The organism is Nocardioides sp. S5, assembly GCF_017310035.1.
GTDB lineage: Bacteria > Actinomycetota > Actinomycetes > Propionibacteriales > Nocardioidaceae > Nocardioides.
Map to the genome: position 1 here is coordinate 812,644 of NZ_CP022296.1, position 19,868 is coordinate 832,511.

Annotated in this window: 19 protein-coding genes; 9 read left to right on the top strand and 10 right to left on the bottom strand. The window is 71.6% G+C overall.

Going from position 1 to position 19,868, the window contains the following annotated elements; translation table 11 throughout:
- Positions 1-15 precede the first annotated feature (15 nt).
- The 4 genes from CFI00_RS04055 to CFI00_RS04070 all read right to left on the bottom strand — a co-directional run bounded on the left by CFI00_RS04055 (position 16) and on the right by CFI00_RS04070 (position 3,336).
- Positions 16-393 carry a hypothetical protein gene (locus CFI00_RS04055; protein ID WP_207084004.1) on the bottom strand — a complete coding sequence of 126 codons (378 nt, stop codon included), beginning with the start codon at positions 391-393 and terminating at the stop codon, positions 16-18.
- A 183-nt stretch (positions 394-576) separates the two neighbouring features.
- Positions 577-1,314: an alpha/beta fold hydrolase gene (locus tag CFI00_RS04060; protein WP_207084005.1), complete on the bottom strand. Its 738-nt coding sequence runs from the start codon at positions 1,312-1,314 to the stop codon at positions 577-579.
- A gap of 104 nt (positions 1,315-1,418) precedes the next feature.
- Positions 1,419-1,832 (bottom strand): DUF6228 family protein, encoded by a 414-nt coding sequence (locus CFI00_RS04065; protein ID WP_207084006.1) that lies wholly within the window; start codon positions 1,830-1,832, stop codon positions 1,419-1,421.
- Positions 1,833-1,923: 91 nt separating this feature from the next.
- Positions 1,924-3,336, bottom strand: a complete 1,413-nt coding sequence (locus CFI00_RS04070; protein WP_207084007.1) for an HNH endonuclease signature motif containing protein — start codon at positions 3,334-3,336, stop codon at positions 1,924-1,926.
- A 273-nt stretch (positions 3,337-3,609) separates the two neighbouring features.
- On the opposite strand from CFI00_RS04070, the gene CFI00_RS04075 reads away from it, so the two are divergent.
- The 6 genes from CFI00_RS04075 to CFI00_RS04100 all read left to right on the top strand — a co-directional run bounded on the left by CFI00_RS04075 (position 3,610) and on the right by CFI00_RS04100 (position 10,756).
- Positions 3,610-4,692, top strand: coding sequence for an IS110 family transposase (locus tag CFI00_RS04075; RefSeq protein ID WP_207084008.1), 1,083 nt, complete (start codon positions 3,610-3,612; stop codon positions 4,690-4,692).
- Positions 4,693-4,858: 166 nt separating this feature from the next.
- The gene (locus CFI00_RS04080) at positions 4,859-6,085 is read left to right on the top strand and encodes a transcriptional regulator (RefSeq protein WP_207084009.1); all 1,227 of its coding nucleotides are present in this window, start codon (positions 4,859-4,861) and stop codon (positions 6,083-6,085) included.
- A 100-nt stretch (positions 6,086-6,185) separates the two neighbouring features.
- Positions 6,186-6,659 carry a (2Fe-2S)-binding protein gene (locus tag CFI00_RS04085; RefSeq protein WP_207084010.1) on the top strand — a complete coding sequence of 158 codons (474 nt, stop codon included), beginning with the start codon at positions 6,186-6,188 and terminating at the stop codon, positions 6,657-6,659.
- 67 nt (positions 6,660-6,726) lie between these two features.
- Positions 6,727-9,213 carry a xanthine dehydrogenase family protein molybdopterin-binding subunit gene (locus CFI00_RS04090; RefSeq protein WP_207084011.1) on the top strand — a complete coding sequence of 829 codons (2,487 nt, stop codon included), beginning with the start codon at positions 6,727-6,729 and terminating at the stop codon, positions 9,211-9,213.
- Positions 9,210-10,055 carry a xanthine dehydrogenase family protein subunit M gene (locus tag CFI00_RS04095; protein WP_207084012.1) on the top strand — a complete coding sequence of 282 codons (846 nt, stop codon included), beginning with the start codon at positions 9,210-9,212 and terminating at the stop codon, positions 10,053-10,055. Before CFI00_RS04090 ends, CFI00_RS04095 begins: the two co-directional genes overlap by 4 nt.
- Before the next feature lie 2 nt (positions 10,056-10,057).
- Positions 10,058-10,756 (top strand): SRPBCC family protein, encoded by a 699-nt coding sequence (locus CFI00_RS04100; protein WP_207084013.1) that lies wholly within the window; start codon positions 10,058-10,060, stop codon positions 10,754-10,756.
- A 13-nt stretch (positions 10,757-10,769) separates the two neighbouring features.
- On the opposite strand, the gene CFI00_RS04105 is transcribed toward CFI00_RS04100, so the two are convergent.
- Positions 10,770-11,381 carry an alpha-ketoglutarate-dependent dioxygenase AlkB gene (locus CFI00_RS04105; protein ID WP_207084014.1) on the bottom strand — a complete coding sequence of 204 codons (612 nt, stop codon included), beginning with the start codon at positions 11,379-11,381 and terminating at the stop codon, positions 10,770-10,772.
- Positions 11,382-11,499: 118 nt separating this feature from the next.
- Here CFI00_RS04105 and CFI00_RS04110 point away from each other — a divergent pair, with 118 nt between their 5' ends.
- Positions 11,500-12,222: a GntR family transcriptional regulator gene (locus CFI00_RS04110; protein WP_207084015.1), complete on the top strand. Its 723-nt coding sequence runs from the start codon at positions 11,500-11,502 to the stop codon at positions 12,220-12,222.
- 18 nt (positions 12,223-12,240) lie between these two features.
- Here CFI00_RS04110 and CFI00_RS04115 read toward each other — a convergent pair whose 3' ends face one another.
- Both CFI00_RS04115 and CFI00_RS04120 read right to left on the bottom strand, forming a co-directional pair.
- Positions 12,241-12,819 carry a hypothetical protein gene (locus tag CFI00_RS04115; protein WP_242532670.1) on the bottom strand — a complete coding sequence of 193 codons (579 nt, stop codon included), beginning with the start codon at positions 12,817-12,819 and terminating at the stop codon, positions 12,241-12,243.
- Positions 12,816-13,685, bottom strand: a complete 870-nt coding sequence (locus CFI00_RS04120; protein WP_207084016.1) for an oxygenase MpaB family protein — start codon at positions 13,683-13,685, stop codon at positions 12,816-12,818. Before CFI00_RS04120 ends, CFI00_RS04115 begins: the two co-directional genes overlap by 4 nt.
- 80 nt (positions 13,686-13,765) lie before the next feature.
- Here CFI00_RS04120 and CFI00_RS04125 point away from each other — a divergent pair, with 80 nt between their 5' ends.
- Together CFI00_RS04125 and CFI00_RS04130 are read left to right on the top strand one after the other, a co-directional pair.
- A complete protein-coding gene (locus CFI00_RS04125; protein WP_207084017.1) occupies positions 13,766-14,227 on the top strand; it encodes a MerR family transcriptional regulator in 462 nt (153 codons plus the stop codon).
- Positions 14,228-14,278: 51 nt separating this feature from the next.
- Entirely contained in the window at positions 14,279-15,319 is a 1,041-nt protein-coding gene (locus tag CFI00_RS04130; RefSeq protein WP_207084018.1) for an NAD(P)-dependent alcohol dehydrogenase, read from the top strand.
- Between the two features lie 9 nt (positions 15,320-15,328).
- Here the strand turns inward: CFI00_RS04130 and CFI00_RS04135 are convergent, their stop codons facing one another.
- The 3 genes from CFI00_RS04135 to CFI00_RS04145 are packed head-to-tail and all read right to left on the bottom strand — an operon-like array spanning position 15,329 to position 19,833.
- A complete protein-coding gene (locus CFI00_RS04135) occupies positions 15,329-16,978 on the bottom strand; it encodes a DNA repair helicase XPB (protein WP_207084019.1) in 1,650 nt (549 codons plus the stop codon).
- Positions 16,979-17,005: 27 nt separating this feature from the next.
- Entirely contained in the window at positions 17,006-17,533 is a 528-nt protein-coding gene (locus CFI00_RS04140; RefSeq protein WP_207084020.1) for a CGNR zinc finger domain-containing protein, read from the bottom strand.
- 32 nt (positions 17,534-17,565) lie between these two features.
- Complete coding sequence (locus CFI00_RS04145) at positions 17,566-19,833, bottom strand: helicase C-terminal domain-containing protein (RefSeq protein ID WP_207084021.1); 2,268 nt, start codon at positions 19,831-19,833, stop codon at positions 17,566-17,568.
- Between the last annotated feature and the right edge of the window lie 35 nt (positions 19,834-19,868).

Sequence of the window (19,868 nt, forward strand, 5' to 3'; positions counted from 1 at the left end):
ACTGGCTCCCCGGTCTCAGCCGCCGGCGGGTGGGTCCAGCAGCTCGGCGCTGATGTCCTCCCAGTGGAAGACGTCGCGCCACCGGTCGTGGTCCGGGTCGTGGATCTCGGAGGCCCACCCCTCGAAGGCATCTGCCACGCGGTCCCGCGAGAGCGTGCGCGTCATCAGGTGCCTCGGCGGGTCGTCGTCGCGCACCTCGAGCCGCAGGAGACCATCGCCCTGGAGCAGGACCTGGACGTAGCGACCCGGGTGGTCGAGGTTCTGCAGGATCAGTACGCCGTCCCCGCGCGGCAGCGTCTCCAGAAGTCCGAGCACCGCATCGCGGCTGGGGCCGCGGATGATTCCGCGATGGGTGCCGTGCAGCTTGAACCGCTGCGCCTGCGTCCGGTTCACAGTCAGACCGTAGCGCGTGGGGTCGGGCTCGGACCCAGCCACGAGCCGGCAGCGTGGACTAGCGTCGAGTGATGCGGGAGCAGTGGCACCTCGAGGGGCAGGCTGAGCCAGTCGGCGCTGGCGACGTCGCCGCGACCTTGATGCGTCGTGGCAGGTGGATCGGTAACGGCCGGTCCCGCGGTGTCAGTGCGCTGCGCTGTCGGCGAGCCATGCGTCCAGGACGGCCATGTACTCGTCGTAGAAGCCGTACCAGACGCTGTGTCCCGCGCCCTTCACGCCGTGCACCGCGAAGCCCAGTGCCCTGAGCTCATGGACGCGGTTCGCTGACACGTACTCACTCGGGTCGGCATGGATGAGCAGCGACGGGATCGCAGCGGTAGGAGGCGTGATGTCGTCCCACTCCTCTGCCAGCTCCAGCGCGACCGCGCTCGCGACGTCGAAGAGGCGGGCGGCCTCCTCCTCGATCTCACGATCGCGTTGCTTCCACCAGGTCCTGGTCTGGGCGAGCCTCGAAGCCGTCCTGCCCGCCCTGGCCCGCTCGAACAGGGCAGCCAAGGTGTCGGCATCCCGCGGTTGCGCGTCCGAGTCGAGTGGCTGGAAGGGGATGTCCACGTAGACCACGCGGGCCGGCTCCAGACGCTCAAGGGCACCTGCGACCACCATGCCGCCGAGGGACTGGCCGATGGCCAGGGCCGGTCGTGGCGGCACCGACTCGACGAGGCTGTCCACGAAGGCGCTCATGCCCCCGTCGAGACACTGGCCGGAATGACCATGGCCCGGGAGGTCGACTGCGATCGCGCGGTAGCCCCGGTCGGCCAGGGCAGGGCCGATCTCCCAGAACTGGCGGGACTCGCCCATCATCCCGTGCACCAGAACGGCAACGCGATCGCCGCTGCCCCATTCGCGCGTGTGCAGTCGCACGGCGCCACCCCCATGGTCGTGAGGTCGACAGCCTAGGGGAGGGGAGTTGCGCGGCGCGTCCGTCGTCGACGTGAGCGGATGCTCGGTTGCGGCACATCGGGACGTCAGGTCAGCCGCGCCCTCACGAGTGCAGCGAGGTCCTTGGCGGCGGCCGTGAGTGCCTCCCCGGCATCCAGGCGTATCTCGGCCTCCACCTTCCACCCTCCAGGCACTGTCGACTCCCACAGCAACACGTGGAGGTTGACGTGGCCATCGTGATCCGCCTGGATGCGCAGATCGCCTTCGACGGACTCGTAGTCCCGACTTCCGTTCCACCCTCGCCAGTTCGTGGCCAGATCGGCGAAGTAGCGAGCCAGGCTGGTGAAACCTTCGTCGTACCCCTCGTAGACCTGCCGCGACGCGCGGAGGTCGGGGCCCGCGATGGTGACTGAGAGGTGGTGAGCCGGGGCCTCCGACGCATCGTCGGGGTCGGAGAAGACCAGCGCCGTGCGAACGTCTCCCATGACCACCTGCTCCATGTGGACAGCATGACGGACCGGTCGACAGCTCACCGGCCCGGAGCACGCCTGCAGCCCCGCTACCGGGCAGGCGGCGGGGTGTGGGGCGGGGTCATCTTCGAGGTCGCGGGATCCGGGGTGGACCTGGGTCGGGTGGGTCGAGCGCGGTGGTGCCGGTGCGGTCCCGTTGGTAGCGGTGGCCGTGAGGGCTGGTCCACTCGAAGACTCCGGGCGCGGTCATCCGGTAGCGCCAGGCGGTGTGGGTCTTGAGGCGGTGGTGGAACCGACACAAGGCACCGAGGTTCTCGGTCTCCGTGGGGCCGGGCTGTGGCCGACCTTCCGCCTCGGCGTCGTGGTCGTACTCGATGACGTGGTCGACGTCGCAACCCCTGGCTGGACGGCCACAGAATGGGAAGACGCAGGTGCGGTCGCGGAGGACCACGTGCTCACGGATCCGGTCCGGGATGTCGTAACCGGGCGAGCACTTCTCCTGGTTGAGGTCGATGACCGGCTTGACCGTGATCTTCGTGCGGGAGTCGGCGCACCAGGACCTGAGCTGCTCGAGCAGGAGGAGTCGCTGCCCTTCCTCCAGCCGACCGGTCCGCTCGAAGACGGTGGTGTCGCCCGAGATGGTGGCGTCGAAGTGGGCGTGGAGCACGACCTCCCGCGCGACCGGGAGTCCGTCGGCGTCCGTCGCGCCAGCATCGCCGTGCTGGAGGAGGTCGAGAGCGGTCTGCGTACGCGCGAGGTCACCCAGCGCCTTCGCGCGACGGGCATCCAACGACTCCTCGGAACCGAGGGCCTTCTGCGTCGCCGCCCCGTGGGCAAGGGCGTGGTGGAGGTCGAGCCCGTCGGCGAGATCGATCTCTGCCTCCAGCCGCACGGTCCCGGCGAAGTGCACGTCCTCGTCGTGGATCGTGACGTGCCGGGGGTCGACGTGGAGGTACCCGTCCTCAGGGTCCGCGGCCGGGTCGACGCCTGCAAGGTCGTAGCGCTTGATGGTCTCCGCGACGAGGCGGTCGAGCTGGGCGGGGCCGATCTTTCCGGCGACGGCGGCGACCTGGGTGTCGACGAACCCGGCTGCTTCGACCGTCAGCTCCGGGGTCGAGTGGATGGTCACCTCGGCGACGGCCCGGGCGCGCCAGGCGGGGACGCGTCCGGAGTGGACCTGCGACCACAGTCGGGGAAGGCGGTGGCGCAGCTCGAGGGCGTGGCCGATCAACTTCTTCGCCGACACGCTCGTGATGCCCAGGACGGTGCCGAGCTCGGCGACGCAGAACTCCGCGATCAGCGGCGTACCCGGTCCGGCGATGGGCTCCTCGTGCTCACAACCGGCAACCGTGAACGAGGCGGCCGTATGGATGGACTCGGGCGGGTGGAGGTCTGCCCAACGGGCGGCGAGGTCGAGCTGGCGGGCGGCTTCGGTGTTCTCGATCGAGCGAGAGGCCCTGATCGAGGCGAGCAGGGCTGCGGGGCCGAGGGCGTCTGCCCCGGCCTCTGCTCCTGCTTCAAGTACCTCGATCATGCGTTCGATTCTAGAGAAAGGGTCCGACAGTGGCCGGGTCTCGATACAGGGAGGATGGGTTACCCGGTCGGGGTCTGACCTATCTCGATACTGGCGCTGCTTGGTGTGGCTGCCTTGAAGTGCGACGTGTCGGCCCCGGCAGGGCTTGTCTGTTCTGGTGGCCAGGCCGGGCGGGCGTGACCTCATAGGACCCTGAAGAAGTTCCCGTCGCTGTACTGTCCGCCCGACCTGGAAGGTCATCTTTCACACGATGGTGAAGGAGACATTTCCAGCATGAGTGATGTGTCTGTTGAAGAACAAGTTCTTGATGGGCCCGGCGTGGTGGTGGGTGTTGACACCCACCAACTGGTCCATGTCGCGGCCGTGATCGACGCTCGCTTGGGCAGGCTGGCAGATCGTGAGTTCCCCGCGACCAGGGCTGGCTTTGGCGAACTGGTGTCGTGGGCCGCGACCTACGGTCCGGTCCTCGCGGTCGGAGTGGAGTCGACCGGTTCCTACGGTGCGGGGCTGACCCGCCACCTGCTCACTCACGGGGCGGGTGCGTTCGAGGTGTTCGAGGTCAACCGGCCGGAAAGGGCCACCCGGGTCAGACACGGCAAGTCCGACCCGCTCGACGCCTACTCGGCAGCCGAGCAGGTCCTGGCCGGGCGCGCGAGCGGTCGGCCGAAGGTCAAGACCGGGATCGTGGAGGCGATCCGCGTGATCAAGGTCCCCCGCGATGCGGCGGTCAAGAACCGCACCGCCGCGTACAGCCAGCTGCGTGACCTGATCACCGCTGCATCCGGGCGCCTTCACGACGACCTGATCGGGCTGAGCGGGAAGAAACGGGTAGCCAAAGTCCTGGCCATGCGCCCCGACCCGAGCCGGGTCGCTGATCCCGACCACGCGGTGCGCCATGCACTACGAGCGCTGGCGCGACGCATCGCCTACCTCGACGGCGAGATCGCTGAGGCCGACAAGCACCTGGCGACCCTCGTGCAACAGGCCTGCCCGTCCTTGCTTGCCATGGCCCAGGTCGGAGTCCAGACCGCCGCCCAGTTGGCGATCAGCACTGGCGAGAACATCGACCGGATGCGGTCCGAAGCCAGCTTCGCCAAGCTCGTCGGGGTTGCTCCGCTTCCCGCCTCTTCCGGCAAGACCCGCCGCCACCGACTCAATCCCGGGGGCGACCGCCAAGCCAACTCCGCGCTCTACATGATCACCGTCGGACGGATGGGCCGCCACGAGGAAACCCGCGCCTACGTCGAGCGACGGCGCGCCGAAGGACTATCCACCCCCGAGATCATCCGCTGCCTCAAACGCCACCTCGCCCGCAGCGTCTACAGAGCCCTCCGAACAGACCTCATGACCACTTGACGCGGCATAGGACCGTCGCCCGCTCGTTCCTCGCGGGCCACTCGACCAGCGAGAAGAAGACGCTCGCGGGCTACTCGACCATCGACTCCGAATAAGCGGATGACGCGTTCCCTGTTGCACTCATCACACCCGGGGCTATGTTGGCCGAGACTTCCCAGGAGCCGCCATGACCAGCGATGACCTGCACGCCCGCCGCGTGAGGGCGGTGCGCGCCTGGACGCAGTTCGTGTCCGCCGGCGAGGAGGAGGCCGAGGCCGCCGTCCGGCCCGAGATCCTGCGGAGCTGGCAGCTCTCGGGCGTGGTCTCGCCGACCGTGACGGAGGCGCCGCTCGCCGACGAGGGCGACACGGCGGAGTTCTGGAACACCTCGCCCCTGCAGACGGCGGTCCAGCGGGTCCAGGACGAGCTGCGTCGGACCGCGGAGGACGGCGACCTGGTCATCGCGGTCACCGACGAGCAGACCCGCATCCTGTGGACCTATGGCGGTCGCGTGATGCGCCGCAAGGCCGAGACGGTGAACTTCGTGCCGGGCGGTCGCTGGGACGAGGCCAGCGTCGGCACCAACGCGCTCGCCATCGCCGGACGCACCGCCGCGCCGTCGATGGTGTTCAGCGCCGAGCACTACGCCGAGGTCGTGCACAACTGGGTGTGCTGGGCGGCGCCGGTCTTCGACCCCGCGACCGGTCGCTCCCTGGGCGTGATCGACCTGTCGACCACGTGGGACCGCACGCACCCGATCGGCCTCGCGACGGCGCGGGTGATGGCCCGGCTGATCGAGGGTGCCCTGCCCGCTGACCGACGTACGACGCACGTGGGGGCCGCCGGGCCCAGCGACCCCGGTCTCACGCTGACGCTCCTCGGCACCGCGGAGGTGTGGCTCGACGGCCAGCGGCTGTTGCTCAACCGACGCCAGACCGAGATCCTCGCGCTGCTCGCGCTGCACCCCGAGGGGCTCTCGGTGGAGCACCTCCACGCGCTGCTCTACGGCGACTCGGCGGTCACCACCTCGACCCTCAAGGCCGAGGTCTCGCACCTGCGCGCCGCCCTGTCGGGCCAGCTCTCGTCGCGCCCCTACCGGCTCACGATGCCCGTGGCCACCGACATCGAGGAGGTGCAGCGGCTGCTGCGTCGCGGCGACGTACGCGCTGCCGTGCGCGCCTACGGCGGCGACCTCCTGCCCGGCACCGACTCGCCCGCGCTGGTGCAGATGGGCGACTACCTCGCAGTGAGCGTCCGGGAGGCCCTGCTGGCGCACCCGGACCCCGACGCGGTGCTGCGCTACAGCGAGCTCGCCCCCTACGACACGGCCGTCGTCGAGGCCTGCCTGGCTGCCCTGCCGGTGCACCACCCGATCGCCCCCCTGCTGAAGGGCAAGCTCGCGTCGGCGCGCTGAACAGCGCTGACCAGACCGACCTACCTTCCACCAACCACCGCGACCTAGGTTCGGTTCGACGTGACCTGCCTCACACTGGACCTCAATTGGGAGTGGCCTGATGACGAAGATCGAACTCACCGTCGACGGGGCTGCGGTCTCCGACGACGTCGAGCCGCGCATGCTGCTGGTGCAGTACCTCCGGGAGAAGCTCGGCAAGACCGGCACCGTGATCGGCTGCGACACCTCCAACTGCGGGGCGTGCACCGTGCACCTCGACGGCACGAGCGTGAAGTCGTGCAACGTGCTGGCAGTGCAGGCCAGCGGCCGCACCGTCACCACGATCGAGGGGCTCGCCGACACCGCCGAGGGTGAGCTCCACCCCGTCCAGGAGTCGTTCCGCGAGTGCCACGGCCTCCAGTGCGGCTTCTGCACCCCCGGGATGATCATGCAGGCCGTCGACCTGCTGGGGGAGAACCCGAACCCCACCGAGGAGGAGGTGCGGCTCGGCATGGAGGGCAACCTCTGCCGCTGCACCGGCTACCACAACATCGTCAAGAGCGTGCTCCACGCAGCCGAAGGAGCCAAGTCGTGAGCACCCCACGCTGTTCTTCGCTTCCCCCGCTGCGCTCCGCCACCGAACAACACCGAGGGGACCCCGCATGACCGCCACCCAGGACCGTCCCGCCGCCGAGATCGGCAAGGACCGCCGCCGCAAGGAGGACCAGCGCCTCATCACCGGGCGTACGCGCTGGACCGACAACATCACCATGCCGGGGATGCTGCACCTCGCGATGGTCCGCAGCCCCTTCGCCCACGCCACCATCACCTCGGTCGACGTCGAGGCCGCGAAGGCCTCGCCCAACGTCGTCGCGGTGCTGTCCGGCAAGGACTTCGGCGACGAGCTCGGCGTCTGCATCAACGCCTGGCCCATCACGCCCGACCAGAAGACGCCCGGTCACTCGCCGATGCCCGCCGACCGCGTGGCCTTCGCCGGCGAGATCGTCGCCGTCGTGGTCGCCCGCAGCGCGGCCGAGGCCCGCGACGCCGCGGAGCTCGTCGACGTCGAGTACGACGAGCAGCCCGCCGTGATCGGCATCAAGAACGCGCTGCGGGACGAGGTGCTCGCCCACCCCGACCTCGGCACCAACAAGTCGGCGCTGTGGGTCTTCGACTCCGCCGAGGCCGGCACCGGCTCGGACGTGGAGGCCGCCATCGAGACCGCGCGCACCGACGGCATCCTCATCGAGCGGGAGTACCGCCAGCAGCGGCTCATCCCCGCCTTCATGGAGCCGCGCAGCGTCGTCGTGGACCCGACCGGCGAGCAGATCACCATGTGGTCGGCCACCCAGATCCCGCACATCCTGCGCTTCGCGCTCGCGGCCACCACGGGCGTGCCGGAGTCGAAGATCCGCGTGATCGCTCCCGACGTCGGGGGCGGCTTCGGCGGCAAGCTCCAGACCACGCCCGAGGAGTGGATCGCCTGGGCCGTGGCCCGCCGGCTCTCGAAGCCGGTGAAGTACACCGAGACCCGCAGCGAGAGCCTGATGGCCGCCCACCACGGTCGCGACCAGGTCCAGACGCTGACCCTCGCAGCCGACAAGGAGGGCAACGTCACCGGCTTCAAGGTGCACCTCGACGCCGACCTCGGGGCCTACATCGCCGTCGTCGGTGGCGGCGTCCCGGTGCTGGGTGCCTTCATGTTCAACGCGATCTACAAGTTCCCGTCCTACCGCTTCGAGTGCCAGACGGTGCTGACGAACACCACCTTCACCGACGCCTACCGCGGCGCCGGCCGCCCCGAGGCGACGTACGCCATCGAGCGGATCATGGACGAGCTGGCGGCCGAGGTCGGGGTCGACCCGCTGGAGATCCGCGAGCGCAACTGGATCAAGCACGAGGAGTTCCCCTTCACCACCGTCGCCGGACTGGAGTACGACACCGGCAACTACGAGGCCGCCACGGCCAAGGCCAAGGAGTCGTTCGGCTACGACGCGCTGCGCGCGGAGCAGAAGGAGCGGCGCGAGCGCGGTGACCGGGTGCAGCTCGGCATCGGCGTCTCCACCTTCACCGAGATGTGCGGCCTGGCCCCGAGCCGGGTGCTCGGCAGCCTCGACTACGGCGCCGGCGGCTGGGAGCACGCGAGCGTGCGGATGCTGGCCACCGGCAAGGTCGAGATCGTCACCGGCGCCAGCGCCCACGGCCAGGGCCACGAGACGGCGTTCAGCCAGATCGTCGCCGACCGGCTCGGCGTGCCCTTCGAGGACGTCGAGGTGCTGCACGGCGACACCCAGATCGCCCACAAGGGCCTCGACACCTACGGCTCGCGCTCGCTGGTCGTCGGCGGCGAGGCGCTGGTCAAGGCGGTCGACAAGGTCATCGACAAGGCCAAGCACCTCGCGGCGCACCTGCTGGAGGCCAGCGAGGACGACCTCGAGTACAAGGGCGGACGCTTCACCGTCGCCGGCACCGACCAGGGGGTGGCGATCCAGGAGCTCGCCACGGCGGCCTTCGCGGCGCACAACTACCCCGAGGACATGGAGCCGAGCATCGACGCCGAGGCGACCTACGACCCGGTGAACTTCAACTACCCCCACGGCACGCACCTGTGCGCGATGGAGGTCGACACCGAGACCGGTGCGGTGAAGATGCGCAAGTACACCTGCTGCGACGACATCGGGACGATCATCAACCCGCTCATCGTCGCCGGGCAGGTCCACGGCGGCCTGGTGCAGGGCATCGCGCAGGCGCTGTGGGAGGAGGCGGTGCACGACGAGGCCGGCACGCTCGTGAGCGGGTCCTTCGTCGACTACCTCCTGCCGACCGCCGCCGACACGATCTCCTTCGACGTCGTCCACACCGACGACCCGAGCATCTGCACCACCAACACGCTCGGCACCAAGGGCGTCGGCGAGGCCGGCACCATCGCCTCGACCCCGGCCGTGGTCAACGCGGTCGTCGACGCCGTACGCCACCTCGGCGTCAGCGACATCCAGATGCCGTGCACCCCGGAGCGGGTGTGGCGCGCGATCCACGCCAACGACGGCGACGCACCGACACCGGAGACGGCGATGCCGCACTTCGTCGAAGACGAAGCGAACCAGCAGAGCCACGAGGGTGCGCACAACCAGGAAGGAGCAGGCCAGTGATCCCGGTGCAGTTCGACTACCTCGCACCCACGTCGGTCGAGGAGGCGCTGTCGGCGCTCGGCCAGCACGGCGACGACGCGAAGATCCTCGCCGGCGGGCAGAGCCTGCTCCCGGTGCTGAGGATGCGGCTCAACGCCCCCGAGGTCGTCATCGACCTCGGCGGCATCGCCTCCCTGCGCGGGATCCGCGACGACGGGGACGCCATCGTGATCGGTGCGATGACCACCCACCACGACGTACGCGACCACGCACTGGTCAAGGAGCACGCGCTGCTGCTCTCGAAGGCCGCCGCGGAGGTCGCCGACTCGCAGATCCGGCACCGCGGCACCTTCGGCGGCGCCCTGGCGCACGCCGACCCCGCGGGCGACCTCGGGGCACCCGCGCTCGCGCTGGGTGCGCAGTTCGTGATCGCCGGTGCGGGCGGCACCCGGACCGTCGAGGCGTCGGACTTCTTCGTCGACCTCTTCGAGACCGCCATCGGCGAGGACGAGATCCTCACCGAGGTGCGCATCCCCAAGCACACGGGGTGGGGCGCGCACTACGAGAAGTTCGTGCGGGTCGCGCACCAGTGGCCGATCGTCGCGATCGCAGCGACCGTGAAGGGCTCCATCGACGAGGCGCGCGTGGGCCTGACCAACATGGGCTCCACCCCGCTGCGGGCCACCGCCACCGAGCAGGCGCTCGTGGGCGCCACGGCCACCGAGGACGGCGTACGCGCTGCTGCGGAGCTGGCGGCGGAGGGCACCAATCCACCCTCGGACCTCAACGGCGCAGCCGACTACCGCCAGCACCTGGCGCGCGTGCTCACCGGCCGGGCCGTCCTCAAGGCCGCGGGGGTCTGAGGGTGGAGCTGAACCACCGCTTCACCGTCCCCATCGGCGTCGAGGAGACCTGGGCGCACTTCAACGACATCGCGTCGGTGGCCGAGTGCTTCCCCGGCGCCCAGGTCACCGAGGCCGACGAGAGCTCGTTCGCCGGCTCGGTGAAGGTCAAGCTCGGGCCGATCGCCCTGCAGTACAACGGCTCGGGCACCTTCGTGGAGAAGGACGAGGCGGCGCACCGCTTCGTCGTCGACGCCAAGGGCAAGGACAAGCGCGGCAACGGCACCGCCGGCGCGAAGGTCACCGTCACGATGACCGACGCGACGGGCGGCGCCACCGACGTGTCGGTGGAGACCGACCTCGCGATCACCGGCAAGCCCGCGCAGTTCGGCCGCGGTGTGATGCAGGACGTCTCCGACAAGCTCCTCGGCCAGTTCGTCGCCTGCCTCGAGCAGCGGCTGGCGGCCCCGGAGCCCGAGCCTGCGGCTCCCGAGCCGGCGCCCGTCGCGGCGCCGCCTGCACCCGCCCAGCCGGGCGCCCACGCGGCCGCACCACCTGCGCCGCCGACGCCGCTCAGGCCCCCGCCGCCTCCGCCGCCCCCTCCCACCGAGGCGCTCGACCTCGGGAGCGCGGTGCTGCCGATCCTGGCCAGGACCTACTGGAAGCCGGCCCTGGCCGCGGTGGTGGTCCTGCTGCTCCTGCGCAGGCTGCTCAGGGGCTGAGGCGCCGAGCGGCTCAGAAGACGCCGAGCGGACGGAACTGCACGGAGATCCGCGGCCCGGAGCGGGCGACCTTGGGCACCGAGTGCTCCCAGGTGCGCTGGCACGAACCACCCATCACGACGAGGTCGCCGTGCCCCATGGTCAGCGCGACCGACTCCCCGCCGCCGCGTGGACGCAGCAGCAGGCGGCGGGGGTCGCCGACGCTGACGATGGCCACCATCGTGTCGGCGCTGCTGCCCCGACCGATGGTGTCGCCGTGCCAGGCCACGGAGTCACGGCCGTCGCGGTAGTAGCAGCACCCGGCGCTCACGAACGGTTCGCCCAGCTCGGGGAGGTAGTGCTCGCTCAGCTCGTCGCGCGCACGCTCGAGCGCCGCGTGGGGGAGGCGGTCGCCGCGCAGGTAGGTGTGCACGAGGCGGGGCACGTCGACCACGGTGTCGTACATCTCCCGGCGCTCGGAGCGCCACGGCACGCGTGCGACGAGTGCGTCGAAGACGTCGTCGGGGTCGCCCAGCCAGTCGCGCTGCACGTCGACCCACGCGCCGTACGAGAGCGAGAGGCGCTCGGGCGCGAGCCCGGCAGCGGTGGGGGCGTGGTCGGCGAAGAGGGACGTCTGGAAGTCCACGACGACAGCCTAGCGCATCGGTCGAACGGGTGTTCGATCCACACAGGTTTTCCAAGTCTTTACCACAGACTCCGTCAAAGGGGAGACACCGGTCCAGCCCAGTCCTATGTTGGCAGGCATGGATCCGGTCGACGTGGTCGTCCCGCGGCAGCGGGCGTTGAAGCACGTCCAGGTCCGTGAGCACGTCCGCAGCCTGATCGAGGAGCAGCCCCCGGGCTCGGCGGCCCCCTCGGAACGCGAGCTCGTGGCGCGCTTCGGCGTGGCCAGGATGACCGTGCGGCAGGCGCTCGACGCGCTCGTCGCCGAGGGCCTGCTCGAGCGCATCCCCGGCCGCGGCACCTTCGTCGCGCAGCCGCCGAAGTCCGCCGGACGCCTGACGTCCTTCACCGAGGAGATCCGCCGCCGCGGCATGCTCCCGGAGTCGCAGACCCTGCTCGCGCGTGTCGAGCAGGCCGGCCCCGGTGTGGCACGTGCGCTCGACATCTCGCCCGGCGACCCCGTGCTGCACTGGCGCCGCCTGCGCCGCGCCGACGGGGCCATCGTGTGCGTCGAGGACGCCTACCTCAACGAGGTGCTCCTGCCCGGCTTCCTCCAGCACGGCACGCCCACCAGCCTCTACGAGGCGCTCGGTGCCCGCGGCCTGCGCCCGACCGAGGTCGAGGACTCCATCAGCGCCGACCGCGCCAGCGCCGACGAGGCCGCGGTGCTCGACATCGCCGAGGGCGACCCGGTCCTGCGCCACGCCCGTCGTGCCGTGTCCGAGGGCCGCATCGTGGAGGTGTCGCGGACCTGCTACCGCCACGACCGCTTCACCGTCTACCTCCAGCTCGCCGACCACTGACCCAGCCCGGCGACCGGCTCAGGACAGGTCGCTGATCTCCCGCTCGAGGTTGGTCCGGGCGGCAGGTTCCCACAGCGCTCGGGCCTGCGTGGTGTGGAAGAGGTGCGGCTTCGCCGCGAGGTCGCGCAGCACCGCCGCCCGCCCGGCGCGGAAGTCCGGCTCCGCGACGTGGGCGAAGTCGGCGCGCACCCCCGCGGCGTAGGTGTCGTAGCGCTCCCGCGGGGCGGCCAGGATCGCCAGGTCGGCGTCGCTGAGCGCGCAGGCGGACGTGTCGTCGTCGGCCGGTCGGTGGTGGGCGGTCATCCGCACCAGCCGCGCCACCTCGTCGGCGTACGCCGTCGGGAGGACACGCTCGGCCCACTGCGCCGACCGCTCCTCGTCGTCGGGGCCGCCGTCGTAGACGGCGTCGTGGAACCACGCCGCGAGCGCCACGGTCGTGCGGTCGAAGCCGGCGCCCGAGGCGGCGAGCAGCTCGAGGCGGTCCAGCACCTCGGCCAGGTGGAGCCGGTCGTGGTATCCCGGGCGGTCCCAGGCGGTGAGGAGCTCGTCGCGCAGGTCGTGGTGGTCGGGCAGCGGCCAGCGTTCGGCGAGGCTCATGCCTGTGCGGTCTCCTGCTGGAGCGCCCTCGCCCGCTCGTGCCCCGACGACATCGCCCAGCGGATGGTGCGGGTGCCGAGCTGGCCCAGCACGCGGTTGGTCAGCGGCGGCACCGGCGGCAGACGCAGCTCGCGCCTCGCCTCGGTCGGCAGCAGGCCGATGGCCGCAGCCGCCAGCGACAGGTAGCCCGGGCGGGCCGCGATCGGAAGGTCGGGGTGGAGCAGGAGGAAGGAGATGGCCTCGCGGGCCTCGGGGGTCGCGCGCAGCTCGTGTGCGTAGGCCTCGAGAACCGTGCGCAGCTCGGCCTCGGTCCGCGGGGCCCCGGTCACGCCGAGGTGCTCGGCGGCGACGGCGGTCTGGGCGACGTAGGTGTCGCGCTCGCGTCCGACGAGCCGTTGCTGGCCGTAGCGGTCGTGTGCGGCGAGGAAGCTGTCGATCTCGGCGACGTGCACCCAGCCGAGCAGGTGCGGGTCGTTGGCGGCGTACGCCGTGCCGTCGGGCATCGTGCCGGTGACCGACTCGTGGGCGCGCTGCACGGCGCGGATCACCTGGAGCGCGTCGCGCTCGGTGCCGAACGTCGTCATCGCGATGTAGGTGGAGACCTGCGCCAGCCGGCCCCACATGTCGCCGCGGTAGCCGGAGTGGTCGGCCACCCCCTGCATGGCGGCGGGGTGGAGCGACTGGAGCATGACCGCGCGGATGCCGCCGACGAACATCGACGCGTCTCCGTGGACGCGCGCGATCGGGGAGTCGGGCGCGAACCACCGCGGGCCGGGCGTGCCGTGGACGCGCTCGCGCGCCTGCTCGCCGTTGGGCCCGGCCACCTTGCGGAACAGCTCGGCGCCGAGGCGCTCGCGGAGGGTCACGTGGTCGAGAGTAGGACCCGCGGACAAGGGCGAGGGCCGGCCTTTGACTTCGAGTGCTCGAAGTTCCTACCGTCGATGACGTGACCACCGACGCAGCCGCTCGCAGCTACTCCATCAAGGAGGCGGCAGCCCTCACCGGCCTGCCGGCCAGCACGCTGCGCTACTACGAGCAGGTGGGCGTCGTCGCCCCGGTCAACCGCGGCGCGAGCAGCGGCCACCGCGTCTACGACGAGGGCGACCTCGACCAGCTCATGTGGGTCTCCTGCCTGGCCGCCACTGGCATGTCGATCGGTGACATGCGCGTCTACATGGACAACAACCGGCTGGGCGCCGAGGCGGCCGCCGACCAGCAGCGGCTCCTCGAGGATCAGCAGGTGCGGCTCGCGGCCGAGGCCGAGGCGCTCGTCCTGCGGCAGCGCTACGTCGACCTCAAGATCACCTACTGGCAGGCCGTCCGCGAGGGCGACACCGACCGGAGCGAGCAGATCTCCCGCAGCGCCCGAGAGCTCGCCGACGAGCTGCGCGCGGTCACGCACGACTGACCCGGCACCCCGGAGAAGTCCACCACCCCCGAGAGAACGGAAGACGTCCCCATGCGCGTCAACGCCTACGCAGCACCCTCCGCCGGCCAGCCGCTGGCTCCGACCACCATCGAGCGCCGCGAGGTCGGTGCCCACGACGTGCTGATCGCCGTCGACTACGCCGGCATCTGCCACTCCGACATCCACACCGTCAACGGCGACTGGGGCCCGCAGCCCTTCCCCGTGGTGCCCGGCCACGAGATCGTCGGCACCGTCACCGAGATCGGCCCCGACGTCACCCGACACGCGGTCGGCGACCGTGTCGGCGTCGGCTGCATGGTCAGCTCCTGCGGCACCTGCGACAACTGCCGCAGCGGCGACGAGCAGTACTGCCGCAGCGGCATGGTCGGCACGTACGCCGCCACCGACCGCGACGGCACCACCACCCAGGGCGGCTACTCCACCCACGTCGTGGTCGACGCCGACTTCGTGCTCACTGTGCCCGAGAGCCTCGACGCCGCGGCCGCCGCGCCGCTGCTGTGCGCCGGCATCACGACGTACTCCCCGCTCAAGCACTGGCAGGCCGGCCCCGGCAAGAAGGTCGCGGTCGTCGGCCTCGGTGGGCTGGGCCACATGGCCGTCAAGATCGCCCACGCCATGGGCGCGGAGGTCACGGTGCTCTCGCAGTCGCTGAAGAAGCAGGAGGACGGCCTCCGCCTCGGCGCCGACCACTACTTCGCCACCAGCGACCCCGACACCTTCGAGGCGCTCGCGAGCTCCTTCGACCTGATCATCAACACCGTCAGCGCGAAGATCGACGTCAGCGCCTACCTCGGGCTGCTCGCCGTCAACGGTGCCATGGTCAACGTCGGCGCCCCGGCCGAGCCGCTGAGCCTCAACGTGTTCTCGCTGCTCAGCAACCGCCGCACCTTCGCGGGCTCCATGATCGGCGGCATCGCCGAGACCCAGGAGATGCTCGACTTCTGCGCCGAGCACGGCATCGTCAGCGAGGTCGAGGTGATCGGCGCTGACCAGGTGAACGAGGCGTACGAGCGGGTGCTGGCCTCCGACGTGCGCTACCGCTTCGTCATCGACACCAGCACGCTCGGCTGAGCCGGACGGTCACTCGGCGTCGGCGGCCAGGTCGCCGGCGTCGATGATCCGGTAGGCGTAGCCCTGCTCGGCGAGGAAGCGCTGGCGGTTCTGCGCGAAGTCGGCGTCGACGGTGTCGCGCGAGACGATCGTGTAGAAGTGCGCGCTGCGGCCCTCGGTCTTGGGTCGCAGCAGCCGCCCGAGCCGCTGGGCCTCCTCCTGCCGCGAGCCGAACGACCCGCTCACCTGGATCGCCACCTCGGCCGAGGGCAGGTCGATGGAGAAGTTCGCCACCTTGCTCACCACGAGCAGGCCGATCTCGCCTGCGCGGAAGGCGTTGAAGAGCCGCTGCCGCTCCTTGACCGGGGTCTCGCCCTTGATGACCGGTGCGTCGAGCATGGCCGCGATCTCGTCGAGCTGGTCGATGTACTGCCCGATCACCAGGGTCGGCTGCCCGGCGTGCTGGCGCACCAGGTCGCGTACGACGTCGATCTTGGCGTGGGTGCACGATGCGAGGCGGTAGCGGGTGTCGGGGTCGCTCGTGGCGTACGCCAGGCGCTCGCCGTCGGGCAGCGTCACCCGCACCTCGACGCAGTCGGCGGGCGCGATGTAGCCCTGTGCCTCGATGTCCTTCCACGGCGCGTCGTAGCGCTTGGGCCCGATGAGGGAGAAGACCTCGCCCTCGCGGCCGTCCTCACGGACCAGTGTCGCGGTGAGCCCGAGGCGCCGACGGGCCTGGAGGTTCGCGGTCATCCGGAAGATCGGCGCAGGGAGCAGGTGGACCTCGTCGTAGACGATGAGGCCCCAGTCGCGCGCATCTAGCAGCTCGAGGTGGGGATAGACGCCCTTCCGCTTCGTGGTCAGCACCTGGTAGGTCGCGATGGTGACCGGACGGACCTCCTTCACCGCACCGGAGTACTCGCCGATCTCGTCGGCGGTGAGCGACGTGCGCGCGACCAGCTCGTCCTTCCACTGCCGCGCGCTCACGGTGTTGGTGACCAGGATCAGCGTCGTGGCCTGCGCCTGCGCCATGGAGGCGGCGCCGACGATCGTCTTGCCGGCGCCGCAGGGCAGCACGACCACGCCCGACCCGCCGTCCCAGAAGGACTCGGCCGCCTCGCGCTGGTAGGGGCGCAGCGTCCAGCCGTCCTCGGCGAGGTCGATCGCGTGCGCCTCGCCGTCGACGTAGCCGGCGAAGTCCTCCGCCGGCCAGCCCAGCTTGAGCAGCGCCTGCTTGAGGTTGCCCCGCTCGCTCGGGTGGACCGCGACGGTGTCGGGGTCGAGCCGGGCGCCGACCATCCCGGCGACCTTCTTGGCCCGGAGCACCTCCTCGAGGACCGGCCGGTCGACCGATGACAGCACCAGGCCGTGCACCGGGTGCTTCTCCAGCCGCAGCCGGCCGTAGCGGCCCATGGTCTCGGCGACGTCGACGAGCAGCGCGTGCGGGACGGCGTACCTCGACCACGTCAGCAGCGCGTCGACGACCTGCTCGGCGTCGTGCCCGGCGGCGCGGGCGTTCCAGAGACCCAGCGGGGTGAGGCGGTAGGTGTGGATGTGCTCGGGGGAGCGCTCGAGCTCGGCGAAGGGGGCGATCGCCTTGCGCGCCTCGGGCGCCGAGGGGTGGTCGACCTCGAGCAGGAGCGTCTTGTCCGACTGGACGATGAGGGGACCGTCATTCACCAGGCGAGTCTACGGACGACGCGGGCGTCAGCTCGCCGACGCCGCCTTCTGCCGGGCCCGGAAGGCCGCGACGTTGGCGCGCGAGGAGCAGCGGTCGGAGCAGTAGCGGCGCGACTGGTTGGGCGAGGTGTCGACGTAGACGTGGTCGCAGCGGGCCTCCGCGCAGGTCCCCAGTCGCGTGGCGCCGAGGTCGCACACCAGGTTGGCCAGGCCCATCAGGGCCTCGCCGACCAGCAGCTCGGCCACCGACGCCGCCCGGTTGGCGACGTGCATGTGGAGGTTGTCGGGGTCGTGGTCGGAGATCATCGGGGTCACCGGGTGCGCGGCGAGGAGGTCGTTGAGCTGGCTCACCACGAGCGCTACGTCGTCGACGTCCGAGGCGTCGAAGACCGGGCGCAGGTCGGACTGGAAGGCCTGCAGGGACGCCACGTCGCCGGGGGCCACCGACCGGTGCAGCCACGAGCGGTCCGCGAGGTGCTCGCGCAGCGCCGACTCGTCCGCCAGGTCGGCGTTGACGAGCGAGGCGGCGCGCTCGGCGTAGCGGATGAAGTCCACGGGGCCAGTCTACGGAGCGGGTCCCGGCCGCTTCAGGCTCGGCGTACGCCGGTGATGCGGTGCACCGCGAACTCGCGCACGTCGTCGGCGCGGTGGTCGAAGGCAGAGAGCCGACCGCCGTCGAGACGCCGCGGGTCGACGACCCGCTCACCCGTGGCACCGTGGTTGTCGACGTAGCCGATCACGACGGTGGTGCCCGTCTCGATGGCCTCGCGCAGTGCGGCCAGGGCACCGGACGGGGTCGTGGCCTCGACGCTGGAGGGGCGCGAGGACTCGGCCCGGTCGCCGGCGCGGATGGCGGTCGCCACCGCCTGCACCTGCGCGACCTGGCGGGCCTCGACGGCCCCGGCAGGACGGCGCCCCCGCCGGGAGCGGGCGCGCTGGAGGTCGGGGCGGCTGACCCGGACGGTGCCGTCCGCGGCCTCCACCACCGGCGCCGCGCCGAGCTCGCGGAGCCGGGGGAGCAGCACGTCGATCGGCGACGTGGCGATCGCGACGGTGGGTGCGAGCAGGCGCAGGCCGAGCGTGCGTGCCCGCGCGTCGTGCACCAGTGCCGCGAGCGCGGCCTCGTCGTCCGCGCGCAGGAACGCCTCCGCGTGGCCCACGCGGACGCTTCCGAAGGTGCGGGCCACGTCGTCGACGAGGAACTCCAGCGGCTGGGGGACCGGTGTCTGCGACACGGACGTCAGGAAGTCGCGGACCTCGAGCGCGGACCAGCCGGCGTCGAAGCCGCGGCGCAGGGAGCCGGAGGAGAAGCGGTAGACGGTGGCGCCGCCGCGCGACTCGACGTCGGCGAGCAGGTGGAGCCGGCGAGCGACCTCGGTCTCGAGCGGGCCGGGCGCGACCGCGGTCAGGTCGGCCTGGAGCAGCACGTGGTCGACCGGACGGGGGAGGTGGGGCTCGAGGGCCGTGGCGGCCTCGCCGAGGTCGCCCGTGGCCACGTGCCGGCCGCTCGGGGGCAGGCCGCCGGCTCCGCTGACGCCGAGCACCCCGGCCTCGGTGAGCGCGGCGGCGACGAGGTCGCCGAAGACGGTCGGGCGCCGCGGCCGCAGCCAGGCGACCCGCTGGACGAGCGACGCGACGCCTGTCCCGGCGGCGAGCACCTCGCCCTCGGGCACCTCGGCCAGCACCCGCAGCGCCAGTCGCCTGGCTTCCTCGGCCAGGCCGCTGGACAGCTCGGGGGCCAGGGCGTTCCACGACTTGCCGGCCGCGTCGCGCGAGCCCACCAACGACGGGACGCGGCTGCTCGCCAGCCAGCCGCCGACCAGTCGCGCCCAGCGCTCAGCGATCGGGAGCCCCGACCACACGTCGAACTCGTCGGTCGGCAGCCACGACGGGGTCCCGTCGGCCACCGCGGCCTCGGCGATCAGCCCGGCCGACAGGCCGATCTCGACGACGAGAGCCGCGCCGGCCTCGTCGACGTGCAGCTCGCGCGCGACCGCCTTCAGGTCGCGCACGGCCAGGCCGCCGCTGCGCAGCACGCTCGGCGGCTCGACGCCCCAGTGGTCGAGCAGCAGCTCCACCCGGCGTACGACGTCGAAGGCGGCGCCCGCGGCGCTGCGGGCGACGAGCGCGGCGTCGCGCTGCGACGTGGCGAGGTCGGGGACGAGGTCCACCGGCTCGGTCGTGGTGCGACCGCCCCGCAGGGCCAGCCCCACCTCGCCGGGCAGGACGACGGTGGCGCCCTCGCGCGGCACGAGCAGGCGCCTGCTGATCAGCTCCTCGGCCGGCGAGCGGGCGTCGCGGGGTGCCACGGTGCGCCGCGCGGCGCCGGTCGTGCCCTCGCCGCCGTGGGCGTCGACGTGGCGCAGCAGGGCGGTCGCGGCGGGACTGAGCTCGGCGAGCCGGGCCGCGATGTCGGCGGCCGGCGCGGGCTCGGGGCTCACCGGTCGCAGGCCGCTGGCCGACACCGGCAGGCCCCGCATCGCGTCGGCCACGCCGCTGAGGGCGCGGATGCCGCTCGGGGTCTCCCACGCCAGAGCCAGGTCGAGGAGGCGCTGCAGGGCAGCGGCGGTCCGGGTGGGGTCCGCGTGGACCATCGAGATCAGCTGCTCGGAAGTGGTTTGCCCCGCGACCAGCAGGGCATCAAGCACGGAGAGCTCGAGACGGTCCAGGCCGTCGAGGGCGCGGTGGATCGACGAACGTGTGGCAGCCCGCGAGGCCAGCTGCGAGGAATCCTGAGGGGCGGGTGTGGCGAGATCCGGTCGGGCAGCGAGCAGCGCCACGAGTCGCTCGTCCGGCCAGCCACGGAGCTGGTCGGCGAGGGTGCGTGGGGGTGTCGTCCGCGCTGAGCTGGACATTCCTCTTACGCTACTCGCCGGGTCGGCGCCGTCGC